This window comes from Streptomonospora sediminis (genome assembly GCF_054778995.1).
On the sequence record NZ_BAAGYZ010000146.1, the window covers coordinates 1 to 14,817 of the forward strand.

The following is a 14,817-nucleotide window of genomic DNA, read 5'->3' on the forward strand; positions in this document are numbered from 1 at the left end:
AGTCATGCCGGGGCCGAAGGCCGGGTGTTCCCTTGCGGAACTGCACTAAAAGGTAATGGGGGGGCGGGGCGGGCTTTCCACAGGTCGGCAGGCTTGGGTGGCGGGGTCGAGACGTGATGTCCCGGGAGGTTGCAACGCGGCTGGCGGGAGTGCGGCCCCCCGATCCCGGCGCGGGCCGCGTTCGTAGCGGCGCACCGGCTCGGCGGTGGCCCGGTCGCAGGCTGCGGGTGGCGCCATGCCGTGGCGGGTGAGGATGCGGTGGCAGGTGGCGCGGGGGCCGTGCCGGTGCGCGCGACCAGGCGCAGCGGGCCCAGGCGGTGGGTGCGGCTCACCGCACGGTCGCGGCTTCCCCCGGGACCTCCGCCTCGCCATGCCCTGTCCCGGTCGCGGAGCGGACGGGGCGTGTTCCGGGCCCCGTGGGAGCCCTGTACTTGCAGCAGCCCACCAGCGGCGCGGCCCTGTTTTCCACAGGTGCGGAATCGGGCTTTCGAGGGGCGGTTGCGCCGCCTGATCCTGGAGTTGCCCGGCCGGTCCGCCCCGGCGGTCCGGCAGTTCCATCCGGACCATCGAGTGTCCAACGCAGGGAGGAACCATGCCCGACACGACCACGAACCCGGTCACCGCACTGCCGTCCGCTGCACCCGCGAACCCGTCCGCCCGTCCCGATGGCGCCGTACCGCGGTCGGCGTCGTCCGCATCCGTATCCGCAGCCACACCCGCAGCCCGTGCCGCATCGGCCGCGTCCGCCAGGAATGAACGCACGGCCGGCCACCGCAACGAGGTCGTCGTCGCCGGACGGGTCACCGCCGAACCCTATGTCCGCGAACTCGCCAGCGGCGACCGCCTCACCACCTGGCGGGTGTCGATTGCCCGCGCACCCGCCCAGCAGCGCCCCAACCAGTCAGCCGACCCCATCACCTGCGTCAGTTTCCAGCAGGTGATCGAAGAGGGCACCCGGGATTGGCGGATCGGCGACACCGTCCAGATCAGCGGTGCGCTGCGTAGGCGCTTCTGGCGGTCACCCAAGGGCGCGGCCAGTGTCGTCGAGATCGAGGCGCGGGCAGTCCAGCGCATCAGCCGCTGCCCGGGAGGTGCTGACGGGGCAGCGACGCCATCGCACGGGGCCGGCGGCAACGCCGGGCGCTGATCGCCACTGCGGGGGCTGAATACCGGTCCCGCGGCCGGGCGCCATCCTGAGCCGCGGCCCGGGCGATCAATTGCCGCCGGTCGAGGTGACCCGCCATCCCCGCGCCCGCGCGCAGGCCGTGTTTGGCGGGTCCGTCTATAGCGAGCGGAACAGTGGTGCGTGCCCCGCGCCGGATGCGCGAAGCGCCGTTGATGCGCGGGGTGCTGTGGTAGGGCCGCTTCTACTCGGCGGGCTTCGCCATTGTCGCCGAGCAGGTTCCTGCGCCGATCTCACAAAGTGAGGAAGGGAGTTATCGCCTGCTGCGCGGGCTCTGTATACAGCGGGGGCCTGCGGGAAGCGGCCGGGTAGGGGTGGGAGCGGCTCTGCCGATCGTCATTGACGGGGCAGCCTGGTCGCTGGGCGTGTCAGGGGTCGGGCAACACCGCGGGAGTGCGGACCCTGCCGGAGACGATCGCGCAGTTGGACGACGCCCCGTCAAACCCGACCAGGCCGAAGGCGCCTGCCGCCCAGCGCAGCCGGTGCCGTGGCGGGAGCCCGGTGCGGGACTCCGACCGCGGCACCGGCCGAACCACCGATCCGCCGACCGCGGCCGCGCACAGCCTTGCACCCGCACCTTGCAGGCTCAGCCCTGCCCCCGCTCACCCCAGCGCGGTAACCGATCCGCGGACCCGTTGACCTGCCGCGTTTCCATGGGCCGCTCTCCGGCTACGTGTCTGCCGGCAGCCCCAGCTCAGCCAGCGCCGCATCGGCGGCGCGTGCCTCAAGCGGGCCCTCCGGGTTGTTCGACCAGGCGCAGGCGCACAGTGCCCGCAGCCCGTCGAGGCGCTCGCCCTCTCCCGACAACTGCAGCCGGCCCTCCACCAGCGCGGCCTTCCAGCCGCCGCACACGGCTGTGCCCGACTCCGCGCGCACCTCGGGGTGGGCCTGGTTCAGCCCCGACAGATCCCATGCGATGTAAGTGGGCCGGTGCTCGGGCGGGGCGGTCACCGCGTGGGCGGGTGTGGTCACCCCCGAGAACACCAGCAGGCCGGCGGTGTCGCGTGTGGTGGCGCTCTCGATGTCGGTATCGAGCCGGTCGCCCACCACCAGCGGCGCCTTGGCGCCGGTGCGCAGTACGCCCTCCTCGTGCAGCGGGCGCATGGGCTTGCCCGCCACCAGCGGTTCCCGCCCCGTGGCGTGGGCGATCACCCGTGCCGCCGAGCCGTTGCCCGGTTGCACGCCGAAGTCCAGGGGAGCGGTGGCGTCGCTGTTGGTGACCACGAACAGCGCGCCGGCGGCCACCGCGAGGGCGCCCTGGATCGTCAGGTCATGGCTCAACCGGGGGGAGTGCCCCTGGACCACGGCCACCGGCCGGTCCGATGCCACCGAAACCGGCCGCATACCGCGCTGGCGCAGCGCGAGGCGCAGCCCCGTGTCGCCCACCACCAGTACCGCCGACCCGGCGGGGAAACGTTCCGAAATCAGCCGCGCCGCGGCCTCCGCGGACGTCACCACGTCCTGCGGTGCCGCGGCGACCCCCATGGCGCTGAGCCGTTCGGCGGCGCGGGCCGGAGTGCGCGCGGCGTTGTTGGTCACAAACGCCACCCGCATCCCGGCGGCCCGCGCCTTGTCGACGGCTTCGGGCGCGGCGGGCACGGGGTGCGACCCGATATAGACCACACCGTCGAGATCGAGCAGGGCCGCGTCATAGCGCGTGTTCAGCGGGGTTTCCGTGCCCTGCAGGGTCGTGCCGTCGCTCATCCGTCTCCTGCCACTGGTGTCGCTCTTTCGGTGGGCGTGCGAGCCGCGTGTGGTCGGTGATCATGCAGATATGCCCGTCTCAGCTTTCAAATTAGGGCATATCTGCATGGTCATCAGTGCGCCGGGTGGCCCCCCTGCGGGGGACGGCGCGGCCACCAGGCGGGTCGATCCCGCGCATGACCAGTCCGGTGCGCGGCTTGGGGCCGAACGATGTCGTCTTGCGCGGTGCGAGTTCGCCCGCGGCGGCGATCGTGTAGACGTCCTCGACCGGGGCGGGGCCCACCAGGACGGCGGAATCGGTGCCGGGCCGCGCCGCGGCCACCGCTGCGGCCCGATCGTCGTGCACGAGCTCTACGTCTCCCGGGCCGATGCCCCACGCGGTCATCAGGTACTCCAGGGCCGCCGTGGGCAGCGCCCGCCAGGTGGGCGACCGGTCGGGGAATACGGCGGCCAGCCGCCGCTGGTCCACGCGCAGCAGGAAGCGGCGGCGCGGCTGCGCCGGATCGGCCAGCACAAGTGCGGGGCCCTCGGCACTCTGCCGGGTGGTGGAGCCGCCGGGCGGGGCGGGCTCGCGCGAGCCGGATTCGCGGGACAACGGCACGGCCGCGGCCGATTCCGCCACCGCAGCGATGGCGGCGTCGGTGTCCACGCCGCGCAGCACCCGGTGGATGGCGCCCAGATGCGGAGGCGAACCGTCGGAGTCGACCAGCAGTGCCAGACCGTGGTCCCAGGGCCCCGGCCCGTGGCGGCGCTCCCTGAGGCGCTGGTAGGCGGCGTAGCGGTGGTGGCCGTCGGCGATGAGCGCGGTGCGTCCGGCCAGGTCGTCGGCGATCTCGCGGTGCAGGCCGGTGTCGGTGACCGCCCACAGCCGGTGGGCGACGCCGTCGCCGGTGACCGTGTCGACGAGCGGCTGCGGCCAGGTCGCGGCCACTGTGTCGGTGATGTGCGAGGCGGCACCGCGCCGGGTTCCCGTGCCGCCGCGGTACAGCAGGAAGATCGGCTCCAGGTTCGCCTGGGTGGCGGCCATGAGCCGCGCCCGGTCCAGGACCGGGCCGGCCGCGACGTCCTCGTGCGGGCGCACCACCGGGCTCGCGGGGTCGGGCAGCCGCAGCGCGCCGATCAGCCCGCGCTGGCGCCGGCCGCCGGGCTGGGTCTGCTCATAGACGTAGAGGGCGGGGTGGTCGTCGCGGACCAGGACACCGTCTGCGAGCCAGCGCCGCAGGGTGCGTGCCGCCGCGGCGTAGCGGTCGGCCGCGGTGATGGCCGGGCCCGAGCCCGGCGCCTGGCCCACGGTCACCGGCGGCAGGGTCAGGCGGGCCGCGTTGTGCGGTTCGGCGCGGGTGAGGTCGGCGAAGGACGCTGCGTCGAGAACGTCGTAGGGCGGCGCCAGGGCCAGTGCGATGTCGAAGTCGGGGGAGTCGAGCATCCGCCCGGCATCGGAGTCGGCGTAGCGCAGCCCGCGCAGCGGCGCCAACTCAAGGGCGTCTGGGCCCGCGTGTGTCCGCACTCTGGCACGATACCCGCCGCGTCCGCCCTCTCGGCTGCTTGCAGCGGGTGCCGGGGCTCACAGCAGTTTGCGCAGCCGCATCAGGTCGCCGAAGTTCGCGTCCAGTTTGACCCGGCCGCTCAGCATGGCCTTGCTGAAGTCGAGACGGTCCTCGGCGAGCTCGATGAGGTCGTCGCTGGAAGCGGTGACGCGCACCTGTGCGCGCTGCCCGGCTGCGCCCGGTTCCCGCTCGGTGATGTCGCGCAACCCGTCCACGGTCAACCGCATGTCGAACGCAGTGCCCAGGTCGCTGACCGTGATGTTCACGGTGCGTTCGACGATGTGCTTGCGACGGTCGGCCGGATCGACCTCCATGATCCGTTCGGAGACCTTGTCGATCGCCGCACGGCACTCTTCAACACTGGCCATGGCCCAATCATGCCTGATCGCCAAGGCGGGGCGCCGCACGCTGCCGGCCGGTGCCCGTGCCGTGTGCCGCCCGGATCGCGGCCAACGGGCGCGGGAAAGCCGCCCGAACCTGCGAAGTCGCGCCCGCAGCACCCGTGCGGCCGGTAGCGTTGACGCCTGCGTCCCACCCCCTGTGGCACCGGCAATTCTTCAGCTCTTCAAGGACCGACAAGGAGCAAGTCACCATGGTCGTCGACGCGGTGCGCGCCTACTTCGAAGCCGTCAATGGCCTCACCGAACTGACTCGCAAACGCGCTGTCGCCGCGGCCAAAGTGATCCTCAAGGCCGAGGAGCGCTCAGCCGGCCCCGCGCCGGCCGCCGGCCCGGCGGTCTCTGCGCCGGCTGAGGCCGCCGACGGCGCCCCCCGCGCGGGCTCGCCCATCCAGGCGCTGGCCGGCGAGCTGATCGAGACCGGCCAGGCCAACCGGGCCGCCCTTGACGCGCTGGTCGCCGACGAGGTGGAGCGCGCCCTGGACCGCCTGGACCTGGTCGGCCGCGCCGACTACGACCGCTTGGCCCGCCGGGTCGCGGAGCTGGAACGGCGCCTGGCCGCCCAACGCAGCGTGCCCCGGCCCGCACCGGCCCCGGCGCAACCGGAGCCGCAGCCGCAGCCCGCCGAGCGGACCGCACCGGCAGAGCCCCGGGGGCCGGCCGCGGCCGACAGCACCGGCACCGCAGCGGCTCCGAGCGCAGGGCCGGCCCAAGCGGAACCCGCCGGCGCCGGCACACCGGCGGTGGCAGCGGTCGCCGGGCCGGGAACAGAAGAGTCCGCAGGCGGTGGCACCCCCGAAAGCGCAGCAGCGGATACAGCCCCGCACGCGGATACCGGAACGGAAACCGGAATGGGGCCCGGCGCGGAATCAGGCGCGGAAACGGCCACGACCTCCGAAACGGCCCCTACCGCTGAGACGGCAACGGTCGCCGAGGAGCCGCTGCCGGATACGGCCGCACCGGCCGCCTCGGCCGGCTCCGAGCCGAGCGGGCAGGCAGCCCAGAAGAAGGCCGCGGCAACCAAGCAGCAGCGTTCCACCAAGGCCAAATCCGGTTCCGGGTCCGGTTCCGGCCGCGCCGGAACCGCCACCAAGAGCGGTGCCGCCAAACGCACCGGCAGCCGTGGTAAGAACGGCACGAAGAACGACCAATAGCCACAGCACGGTCGGAACCGCACAATGGAACCGGTGCCGCGGAGCGGTCGGCTCCGCGGCGGCAGCACGGCAATGCGCGCACAGATGAAGGGCGGCGCGGAAGTGACGGACGCAACCCCCCTGAGCTCCACGGATACGGCGGAGGCCGCGCACGCGGCCACCGAGGAACAGCAGGCGGCGGGAATCGCCGAACGCACCCTGCAGATGGCCCGCGAACGCCTCGCGGCACTCGACGACCTGCCCGCCGCCGACCATGTCGCCGTCTTCGACGAACTGCACCAGAAGCTATCGACGGTCCTCAACGGCTTGGAAAAGGACGACGGCCCCCGCGGCTGACCACCCACTGGTCCGCACCGGTCCCCGCTCAAGTACCGGTCCGCACCGCCAAGCCCCTTAGCCGGTTGCGCGGGGATCACCCACCCGCCGCCTGGGCGACACGCTGGGCGAGGTCCCGCGAGAAAGCGATCAGCTCCGCGGGACCCTCGATCGTGTAAGGCACACCGACCATGGCGATGGTGATGGACGGCCCATGCCCAGGAGTCGGCGGCGGTGACGAAACGGCAGTTGCCTTCGTCGATCTCCCCAAGCGAACCGGCTTCGGCCGCGAGCCGTTCCGAGACCTGTTCGATGGACCTGCACATGTCCGACGTGGCCGGCTTGGTCGCGTTATTCGACCGGTAGGTGGACAACGGGAGCACGGTGGTGGTCATCGAGCCCAACCTCGACGTGATCGCCCGGGCCGACTGGGTGATCGACATGGGCCCGGGGCCGGGCCGCCACGGAGGAGCGGTGGTGTTCGCAGGCACGCCCGCCGGTTTGGCCGCCCACCCGGATTCGGAGACTGCGCGCCACCTGCGGCGGGCGGCCGGGCAGGAGCAAGCCGGTGCAGCGGCGGGGTTGTGCCGGGTTGCGGCGGCGATAGCGGCAGTGTGCGCCGCGAGCGAGGCGGGCCGGGCGCGGGCGGTGCGGCCGCTGCTGCGGGGGCGGCCGGTGGGCGGCGGATCTCGTATGCTGGGGTAGGCGGCGCCGCACCCGGCGCCGGTGCATCCGGCCCGGCTGCGCGCGTTCGCGCGGCCGCGGTGCGCCGGCGGTACCGGTGGTGCGGGCCGACCCCCGCCAGCCCTCGGCCGCAGGCGCAGTACGGCGCCTTGCCGGTGCGGGGACGGTGCCGATGGTCCCCGAGAGATGGGTGCACGCGTTCCTCATGGTCAGGCGGAGCCGACTGGATGCCGAACTGGTGCGCCGCGGGCACGCGCGCTCGCGCGCACAGGCCGGCGAGCTGATCGAGGGTGGGCACGTGTTCGTCGCCGGTGCCCTGGCGGGCAAGGCGGCGACCCAGGTGGGGCTCGACCAGGCGATCGTGGTCAAGGCGCCCGCGGACGAACCCGCCTATGTCTCGCGCGGGGCGCACAAGCTGGCAGGGGCGTTGGACGCGTTCGGGATCGGGGTATCGGGCCGCCGCTGCCTGGACGCCGGGGCTTCGACCGGCGGGTTCACCGACGTGCTGCTGCGCCGCGGCGCAGCAGCGGTGGTGGCGGTGGATGTGGGCTACGGCCAGTTGGCCTGGCCGCTGCGCAGCGACGACCGGGTGGCGGTGCTGGAGCGGTGCAACGTGCGCGAGTTGGCACCCGGGCAGGTGGGCGAGCCGCTGCCGGACCTGGTGGTGGGGGACCTGTCGTTTATCTCGCTGGGGCTGGTGCTGGCGCCTCTGGTGCGCTGCGCGGATCCCGCCGCCGACTTTGCGCTGATGGTGAAACCGCAGTTCGAGGTGGGCAAGGAACGCGTGGGATCCGGCGGCGTGGTGCGCGATCCCGGCCTGCGCGCCGAAGCGGTGCGCACCGTGGCCGCCCGCGCCCGCGACCTGGGCCTGGGCACCGCGGGAGTGGCGGCGAGCCCCCTGCCGGGGCCCTCGGGCAATGTCGAGTACTTCCTGTGGATGCGCGCGGGTGAGCCGCCGCTGGATGAGGACCGCTTGCAGCGCGCGGTCGAGGACGGCCCGCAGTAGCCTCGGTTTGTGCCGCCGGTGCCGCCAGTGCTGCCGGCGCCGCGGTGGCCGCCGCCGGTACCGTGCGCTGCGGCAGCCGGCTGCTGGGACGGGGATGGATGTCGGGTCCATGCTGGAAGTCAACCCCGCCTTTGGCCGCTCCCGCCACTCTTGGTGGGCGGTTGTGGATAACGTCGTTGTGGGGTGCGCGCCCGTGGCGGGTAACGTGACCCGGCCGGTGCGCCCCCGAAAGCCGGGCGGCCACTGCGCACACGCCACGGCAGGCACGCCCCGACACCAGCCGCACCCGGCCCCCGGGCCGCACACCACCTTACGGAGACCCGATGACCAGCCCTGGATCGGATGGACGCAGCGTGCTGCTGTTGGCGCACACCGGCCGCGGCGCCGCCATGCGCAGCGCCCAACTGGTCCATCGCAGCCTTACCGAGGCGGGGCTGACCGTGCGGATGCTCGCGTCCGAGGTCGACGAGCTCAAGCTGGCGGGCTGCGACCTCGACCCGGTCGATGCGGTGGGCGGGATCGACGCCGCTGAGGGCGTCGAGCTGGTGATGGTCCTGGGCGGCGACGGCACCCTGCTGCGCGCCGCCGAGATCGCCCGGCCCGCGGGCGCCCCGCTGCTGGGGGTCAACCTCGGCCATGTGGGTTTCCTTGCCGAGGCCGAGCGCGAGGACCTGGGTGCCACCGTGCGCAGCGTCGTCGACCGCGACTACGAGGTCGAGGAGCGGATGACCCTCGACATCGCCGTCTACAACGGGGGCCGCAACGCCACCGATCCACCCGTGCGGACCTGGGCGCTCAACGAGGCCACCCTGGAAAAGGCCAGCGCCCGGCGCATGCTGGACATGGTGTTGGAGATCGACGGCCGCCCGCTGTCCCGCTGGGGCTGCGACGGTGTGGTGTGTGCCACACCCACCGGTTCGACGGCGCACGCTTTCTCAGCGGGCGGCCCCATCGTCTGGCCGGAAGTGGCGGCGCTGGTGATCGCGCCGATCAGCGCCCACGCGTTGTTCGCCCGCCCCATCGTGGTATCACCCGATTCCACCGTCGCATTCGAAGTCGTCCCCGAGACCACCGCAGGCGTGCTCTGGTGCGATGGACGCCGTATGGTCGAATTGCCCGCAGGGGCGCGAATCGAGGTGACCCGGGCTGACGTGCCGGTTCGCCTCGCGCGCTTGCAGCGGGCGCCGTTCACCGACCGGCTGGTGGCCAAGTTCGCCCTGCCCGTCGCCGGCTGGCGCGGGCGCGCCGAGCAGGACCTCTAGCCGCCCGGGTGGACGGTGCCCCCGAGCGCGAGCGCGTCGCGACCGCAAGCACGCCAATGGTGAGCAGGAGAGGATTCGGTGCTCGAAGAAGTCCGCATCCGGGGACTCGGCGTCATCGATGACGCCGTCCTGGAGCTGTCGCCCGGTCTCACCGTGGTCACCGGTGAAACCGGCGCCGGAAAGACCATGGTGGTGACCGGGCTCGGGCTGCTTTTCGGCGGCCGCGCCGACCCGCAGCGGGTGCGCCCCGGTGCCGATCGCGCGACCGTCGAGGGCAGGCTGACCGTGCCCGCCGACGGCCGAGTCGCCGACCGCGTCACCGAGGCCGGCGGCGAACTCGACGAGGACGTGCTGATCCTCACCCGCACCGTCTCCGCCGAGGGCCGCTCCCGCGCAACGCTCGGCGGGCGCTCGGCACCGGTGAGCGTGCTGTCCTACCTGGCCGACGAACTCGTCGCGGTGCACGGCCAGTCCGACCAGCACCGGCTGCTGCGCTCCGATCGGCAGCGCGCCGCGCTCGACCGCTACGCCGGAGAGCCGCTCGCCCGCGCGCTGAAGGCCTACACCGCCGCCTACCGCCGCCACCGCGAGGTCGCGTCATCCCTTGAGGAGCTGACCGCCCGGGCGCGCGAACGCGCCCAGGAAGCCGACATGCTGCGGTTCGGCGTCGAGGAGATCGCCGCGGCCGAGCCCGTCTCGGGCGAGGACGCCGAACTGCTCGCCGAAGAAACAAGGCTGGCCCACGCCGACTCCCTGCGTATGGCCGCCACCACCGCCCACGAGGCCATCACCGGCGACCCCGCCGCCGAGATGGAGGCCGACGTCGCCGGCCTGCTGGCGGCCGCTCGCCAGGCGCTGACCGCGGTGCGCGAGCACGACGCCGCGCTGGCCGCCGTCGCCGACCGGTTGAACGAGGCCAGCTACGTACTCAGCGACGCTGCCACCGAACTCGCCTCCTACGCCGAATCGGTCGAGGCCGACCCCGCCCGCCTGGCCGCGATCCAAGAGCGCCGCTCCCTGCTCAACCAGCTCTCACGCAAATACGGCGAGACCACCGACGACGTGCTGGCCTGGTCCGAGGACGCCGCCAAACGCCTGGCCGAACTCGAAGGCGACGACGACCGCATCGAGTCGCTGCGTGCCGAAGAGGCCGAGCTGCACGAGAAGCTGGCCGGGCTCGCCGATGAGCTGACCGGGCTGCGCACCCAGGCGGCCGATGACTTCGGCGCAGCGGTCACCGCCGAACTCACCGCGCTGGCGATGCCCCACGCCCGGGTCAGCGTCCGGCTGAGCACCGGCGAGGAGTTCGGCCCGCACGGCCGCGACGACGTCGAGATGCTGCTGGCGCCCCACCCCAGCGCGCCGCCCCTGGCGCTGCACAAGGGCGCCTCCGGCGGTGAGCTTTCCCGCGTCATGCTGGCCATCGAGGTCGTCTTCGCCGGCGCGGACCCGGTGCCGACCTTCGTCTTCGACGAGGTCGACGCGGGTGTCGGCGGCAAAGCGGCCGTTGAGATCGGCCGCAGGCTGGCACGGCTGGCCCGGGCCGCCCAGGTCATCGTCGTCACCCACCTGCCCCAGGTCGCGGCCTTTGCCGACGCCCATCTGGTGGTCGAGAAGTCCAACGACGGCACGGTGACCGAGAGCGGCGTGGGCCGCCTGGACCGCGACGGCCGCACCCGCGAGCTGTCGCGGATGCTCGCGGGCCTGGAAGACTCCGAACTCGGCCGCGCCCACGCCGAAGAACTCCTGAACACCGCGGCGGCCGATCGCGAGTCCTAGCCGGGCACCTGGCCGTTTCACCCGGCCGGTGGCCGCGATGGGGCGGTTGCCGGCCTCAGAGCAAGACCCGTTCGCATCGTAATGGCATGGACACGCCGAGTAACGGTTGCTCGGTCGGATTCGCCGCCTGCTCTGGCAGGATTCGGGCGATGAAGGTCCCGGAAGCACTCGGCGCCCGCCTCACCCGGTTCCGCCACCCGCCCGATGGCGGGCACGCGGGCATTTCCGCGCCCGTCCGCTGCGACCACCGCACCGGCAACCTCACCAGGCGGTTGCGTCCGGGCGACATCGCCGTCATCGACCACGTCGACCTCGACCGGATCAGCGCCGAGGCGCTGGTGGAGTGCGGTGTCCGCGCCGTGGTGAACACCGCCAGCAGCATCAGCGGGCGATACCCCAACCTGGGCCCGCAGCGCATCGTCGATGCGGCGATCCCGCTCGTCGACGGCGCCGACCCCGAGATCTTCGCCCGCGTGCTCGAAGGCGAGCGGCTCACCTTGCACGGCGGCACCCTCATGCGCGGCACGGCCGTGCTCGCCACCGGCACCCTGCAGACCCGCGAAACCGTCCGGGCGGCGATGGAGGCGGCCCGCGGCGGGCTCCCGGTCCAGTTTGAGGCGTTCGCCGCCAACACCGTGGAGTACCTGCGCCGCGAGCGCGCATTGCTCTTCGGCGACGCGGTCGCCCCCGCTGCCGACACGCCGATGGCCGGCCGCCACGTCCTCATCGCCGTGCGCGGCTACCGCTACCGCGAGGACCTCGCCGCGCTGCGCCGCTACATCCGCGAGTACCGTCCGGTGCTCATCGGCGTCGACGGCGGCGCCGACGCACTACTGGAGGCAGGCCACCGGCCCGACCTCATCGTCGGTGACCCCGGCTCCGTCTCCGAGCGGGCGCTGGCCTGCGGCGCCGAACTCGTGGCACACACCCGCCGCGACGGCCGCTCCTCCGGACCCAACCGGGCCGCCGGCCCCGGCCCAGACGCCGTGTCGTTCCCGCTCGCCGGTACCGCTGAGGACGCCGCCCTGCTGATGGCAGACGACTCCGGCGCTGCGGTCATCGTGGCCGCGGGCACCCACACCGGCCTGGAGGAGTTCGTCGACAGGGGCCGCACCGACATGGCGGGCACCTTCCTCACCAGGCTGCGGGTGGGCGGAAAGCTCGTCGATGCCCAGGCCGCCGCCCGGCTCCACCGCAGCCGGATCTCGCCGGGGGCACTGCTCGGCCTGGCGGCGGCCGCGCTGTCGGCCATCGGGGCCGCCGCTTTCGCCTCGCCGGCCGGGACCGTCCACGCCGCCTTCCTCGCAACGCGCTGGCACGCGTTCTCCAACTGGCTCACGGGATTGCTCACGTGATCGACTTCCGCTACCACCTGGTGTCCGTCATCGCCGTCTTCCTAGCGCTGGCGGTGGGTACCGCGTTGGGCAGCACCATGCTGCAGGACCCATTGCTGGGCTCCTTGAAAAACGAGACCGAGCAGTTGCGTGCGCAGACCGAACGATTGCGCACCGACAAGGACCTCGCCGACCGGCTGAACGACGGGGGCGACCACCTCGTCGGCGCCTACGCTCCGCAGCTGCTCCGCGGCCGGCTCAGCGGGACCAGTGTCGCCGTGGTGGAGGCGCCCGGCGTCGGCCCGCGGCTGCGCGAGGGCGTCGTGGAGCGCATCGAGCAGGCGGGCGGCACCGTGCCGGGGCGCGTGGCCGTCGGCGCCGGCTTCGCCGACCCGGACGAGTCGGTGTTCGTGCGGGAGTTGGCCGACCAGCTCGCAACCGGTGTGGAGCTGCCCCGGGGCAGCGGCTACGAGCGGGCGGGGGCACTGCTGGGCCGTGCCCTGCTGCGTTCTGAGGACGGCGACGGTGACGGCAGCGGCGAGCCGGGCTCCGACTCCGCGGCCGTGCTCGCGGGATTCGCCGAGGCCGGGCTCATCAGCGTGCACGGCGAACCCGGCGGGGCGGCCGACACCGCCATCGTGCTGGTACCCGGCCGGCCTGCCGCGGCCGGCGCCGGCGCCGGGCCGCCCGCCGGGCACGGCGCCGTGCTTGATGCGGCGGGCGGGCTGCACAGCGTTTTCGGGTCGGCCGTGCTGGCCGGGAGCCCCGCCGCTGCGGGCCCCGGCGGCCTCATCACCCGGGCCCGGTCCGAGCAGGTGGCCTACACCACGGTCGACGCCGCCGGACGCGCTGCGGGCGATGTCGCCACCGTCCTGGCGGTGGCCGCCGCTGTCGACGGGCGCACCGGAGCATTCGGGATCGCCGACGGCACCGAAGGTTTCGCGCCCGTTGCGGACGCGCCCGCGCCCGCAACCGAATCCCCAGCGCGGGACGGCGGCCCGGATCCCCAACCCGCCCCCACGCCCAGCGCCGGCCCGCACCCGCCGCCCGCAGCCGCCGAATAGCCGGCCGCAGCCGCAGCCGCCGGCACCGCTGCGGCGCCAAACGGGCGATCAGCCGGGCACGCCGATGACCTGGAGCACAATGCGACGAGTGACGCCGGATGCGAATCACGGGGGCTGTTCCTCGCGGACCGCATCGATGGCATCATTGGCTGGGACGGGAACCTGCGCGCAGTGCGGCGCGTTGAGCGTTCCAGCAATGAGGGGAGTATCCCTTACGCAGCGGTGTCGTCATCACGGTGCCAACCAGGGTGCACCCGGTGCCGCTGGTCCATACGGGCCCCTTGCGGGCTCCTACGGGCGGGAAAGACCTCCGGGGTACAGGTGTGTCCGCAGCTCCGCGGCTTGGGCACGGCAACCGGAGGAGTAGTCCGTGGATATTCCGTTGTGGGGATGGCTCGTTACCATCGGCGCGATGATCGCGATCTTGGTCATCGACCTCGCGATCGTCGATCACCCGTGGAGCAAGAAATCCGGCCCGCGCGAGTTCGGCATGAAACAGGCCGCTTGGTGGGCGGCCTTCTACATCGGCATTGCGATCATCTTCGGCTTCGGCCTGTGGTACTTCGGCGGTAGCACCGTCGCAGGCGAGTACTTCGCCGGGTTCCTCACCGAGAAGAGCCTCAGTGTCGACAACCTGTTCGTGTTCTACCTGATCATGAGCTCCTTCGCGGTGCCGAAGAAGTACCAGCACGAAGTGTTGCTGGTGGGCATCGTCATCGCTCTGGTCATGCGCGGCATCTTCATCGCCGTCGGCGCCCAGATGATCAACGCGTTCAGCGAGGTGTTCTACCTCTTCGGCGCACTGCTGATCTACACCGCCATCAAGATCGTCCACGACCACATCAAGGACGACGACGAAGAGAAGGACTTCACCGACTCGTTCGCCGTGCGGATGGTACGCAAGTTCTGGCCGGTCACCGACGACTACCACGGTGCCCACCTGACCGTGAAGCAGGACGGGCGCCGCTTCGTCACGCCCATGCTGATGGTGATCGTGGCGATCGGCGTGACCGACCTCGTCTTCGCCGTCGACAGCATCCCGGCCATCTTCGGGCTGACCCAGGACCCCTACCTGGTCTTCACCGCCAACGCGTTCGCGCTGCTGGGCCTGCGCCAGCTCTACTTCCTGCTGGCGGGGCTCATGGACCGGCTCTCCTTCATCAGCTGGGGGCTGGCCGCCATCATGGTGTTCATCGGTATCAAGATGTTCCTGCACGCGCTGCACGAGAACCACGTTCCGGTGCCCGAGATCGGGACCGGGCTCTCGCTGGGCGTCATTACCGGCGTGATGCTGGTCACCGTCGTCATCAGCCTGGTGCAGTCCCGCGGGCGCGGCAAGGAGAGCGAGAAGTCCGACAGCGTCACGTCGGGCCCGTCCGCAGGATGA

The 14,817-nt window shown here is 72.7% G+C and carries 13 protein-coding genes; 10 read left to right on the plus strand and 3 right to left on the minus strand.

Annotation, left to right across the window (positions count from 1 at the left end; translation table 11 throughout):
* Nucleotides 1-592 precede the first annotated feature (592 nt).
* Nucleotides 593-1,147: a single-stranded DNA-binding protein gene (locus tag ACYVD5_RS27085; protein WP_461003994.1), complete on the plus strand. Its 555-nt coding sequence runs from the start codon at nucleotides 593-595 to the stop codon at nucleotides 1,145-1,147.
* 705 nt (nucleotides 1,148-1,852) lie between these two features.
* Here ACYVD5_RS27085 and ACYVD5_RS27090 read toward each other — a convergent pair.
* The 3 genes from ACYVD5_RS27090 to ACYVD5_RS27100 all read right to left on the minus strand — a co-directional run bounded on the left by ACYVD5_RS27090 (nucleotide 1,853) and on the right by ACYVD5_RS27100 (nucleotide 4,802).
* Nucleotides 1,853-2,887, minus strand: a complete 1,035-nt coding sequence (locus ACYVD5_RS27090) for an HAD-IIA family hydrolase (protein WP_461003995.1) — start codon at nucleotides 2,885-2,887, stop codon at nucleotides 1,853-1,855.
* A gap of 91 nt (nucleotides 2,888-2,978) precedes the next feature.
* Nucleotides 2,979-4,394, minus strand: a complete 1,416-nt coding sequence (locus tag ACYVD5_RS27095) for a DUF1015 domain-containing protein (protein WP_461003996.1) — start codon at nucleotides 4,392-4,394, stop codon at nucleotides 2,979-2,981.
* A gap of 57 nt (nucleotides 4,395-4,451) precedes the next feature.
* A complete protein-coding gene (locus tag ACYVD5_RS27100) occupies nucleotides 4,452-4,802 on the minus strand; it encodes an SCP2 sterol-binding domain-containing protein (RefSeq protein ID WP_461003997.1) in 351 nt (116 codons plus the stop codon).
* A gap of 224 nt (nucleotides 4,803-5,026) precedes the next feature.
* Between ACYVD5_RS27100 and ACYVD5_RS27105 the strand changes: the two genes are divergently transcribed.
* The 9 genes from ACYVD5_RS27105 (at nucleotide 5,027) to ACYVD5_RS27145 (ending at nucleotide 14,817) form a co-directional block, all read left to right on the plus strand.
* The gene (locus ACYVD5_RS27105; protein ID WP_461003998.1) at nucleotides 5,027-5,986 is read left to right on the plus strand and encodes a coiled-coil domain-containing protein; all 960 of its coding nucleotides are present in this window, start codon (nucleotides 5,027-5,029) and stop codon (nucleotides 5,984-5,986) included.
* 102 nt (nucleotides 5,987-6,088) lie between these two features.
* The gene (locus ACYVD5_RS27110) at nucleotides 6,089-6,322 is read left to right on the plus strand and encodes a hypothetical protein (RefSeq protein WP_461003999.1); all 234 of its coding nucleotides are present in this window, start codon (nucleotides 6,089-6,091) and stop codon (nucleotides 6,320-6,322) included.
* Between the two features lie 345 nt (nucleotides 6,323-6,667).
* Nucleotides 6,668-7,006: a hypothetical protein gene (locus tag ACYVD5_RS27115; RefSeq protein ID WP_461004000.1), complete on the plus strand. Its 339-nt coding sequence runs from the start codon at nucleotides 6,668-6,670 to the stop codon at nucleotides 7,004-7,006.
* Nucleotides 7,007-7,190: 184 nt separating this feature from the next.
* Entirely contained in the window at nucleotides 7,191-7,991 is an 801-nt protein-coding gene (locus ACYVD5_RS27120; protein ID WP_461004150.1) for a TlyA family RNA methyltransferase, read from the plus strand.
* Between the two features lie 323 nt (nucleotides 7,992-8,314).
* Nucleotides 8,315-9,253 (plus strand): NAD kinase, encoded by a 939-nt coding sequence (locus ACYVD5_RS27125; protein WP_461004001.1) that lies wholly within the window; start codon nucleotides 8,315-8,317, stop codon nucleotides 9,251-9,253.
* Nucleotides 9,254-9,331: 78 nt separating this feature from the next.
* A complete protein-coding gene (gene recN, locus ACYVD5_RS27130; RefSeq protein ID WP_461004002.1) occupies nucleotides 9,332-11,032 on the plus strand; it encodes a DNA repair protein RecN in 1,701 nt (566 codons plus the stop codon).
* Between the two features lie 149 nt (nucleotides 11,033-11,181).
* Nucleotides 11,182-12,387 carry a putative cytokinetic ring protein SteA gene (gene steA, locus ACYVD5_RS27135; protein ID WP_461004003.1) on the plus strand — a complete coding sequence of 402 codons (1,206 nt, stop codon included), beginning with the start codon at nucleotides 11,182-11,184 and terminating at the stop codon, nucleotides 12,385-12,387.
* Nucleotides 12,384-13,430, plus strand: a complete 1,047-nt coding sequence (locus ACYVD5_RS27140; protein WP_461004004.1) for a copper transporter — start codon at nucleotides 12,384-12,386, stop codon at nucleotides 13,428-13,430. The genes steA and ACYVD5_RS27140 overlap by 4 nt, the downstream gene beginning before the upstream one ends.
* 370 nt (nucleotides 13,431-13,800) lie before the next feature.
* Nucleotides 13,801-14,817, plus strand: coding sequence for a TerC family protein (locus tag ACYVD5_RS27145; RefSeq protein ID WP_461004005.1), 1,017 nt, complete (start codon nucleotides 13,801-13,803; stop codon nucleotides 14,815-14,817).

Bases quoted from the DNA above. Each gene is read 5' to 3' on its own strand.
- ACYVD5_RS27085 (WP_461003994.1), top strand. From the start codon at position 593: ATGCCCGACACGACCACGAACCCGGTCACCGCACTGCCGTCCGCTGCA.
- ACYVD5_RS27090 (WP_461003995.1), bottom strand. From the start codon at position 2,887: ATGAGCGACGGCACGACCCTGCAGGGCACGGAAACCCCGCTGAACACG.
- ACYVD5_RS27100 (WP_461003997.1), bottom strand. From the start codon at position 4,802: ATGGCCAGTGTTGAAGAGTGCCGTGCGGCGATCGACAAGGTCTCCGAA.
- ACYVD5_RS27105 (WP_461003998.1), top strand. From the start codon at position 5,027: ATGGTCGTCGACGCGGTGCGCGCCTACTTCGAAGCCGTCAATGGCCTC.
- ACYVD5_RS27120 (WP_461004150.1), top strand. From the start codon at position 7,191: ATGGTCAGGCGGAGCCGACTGGATGCCGAACTGGTGCGCCGCGGGCAC.
- ACYVD5_RS27125 (WP_461004001.1), top strand. From the start codon at position 8,315: ATGACCAGCCCTGGATCGGATGGACGCAGCGTGCTGCTGTTGGCGCAC.
- steA (WP_461004003.1), top strand. From the start codon at position 11,182: ATGAAGGTCCCGGAAGCACTCGGCGCCCGCCTCACCCGGTTCCGCCAC.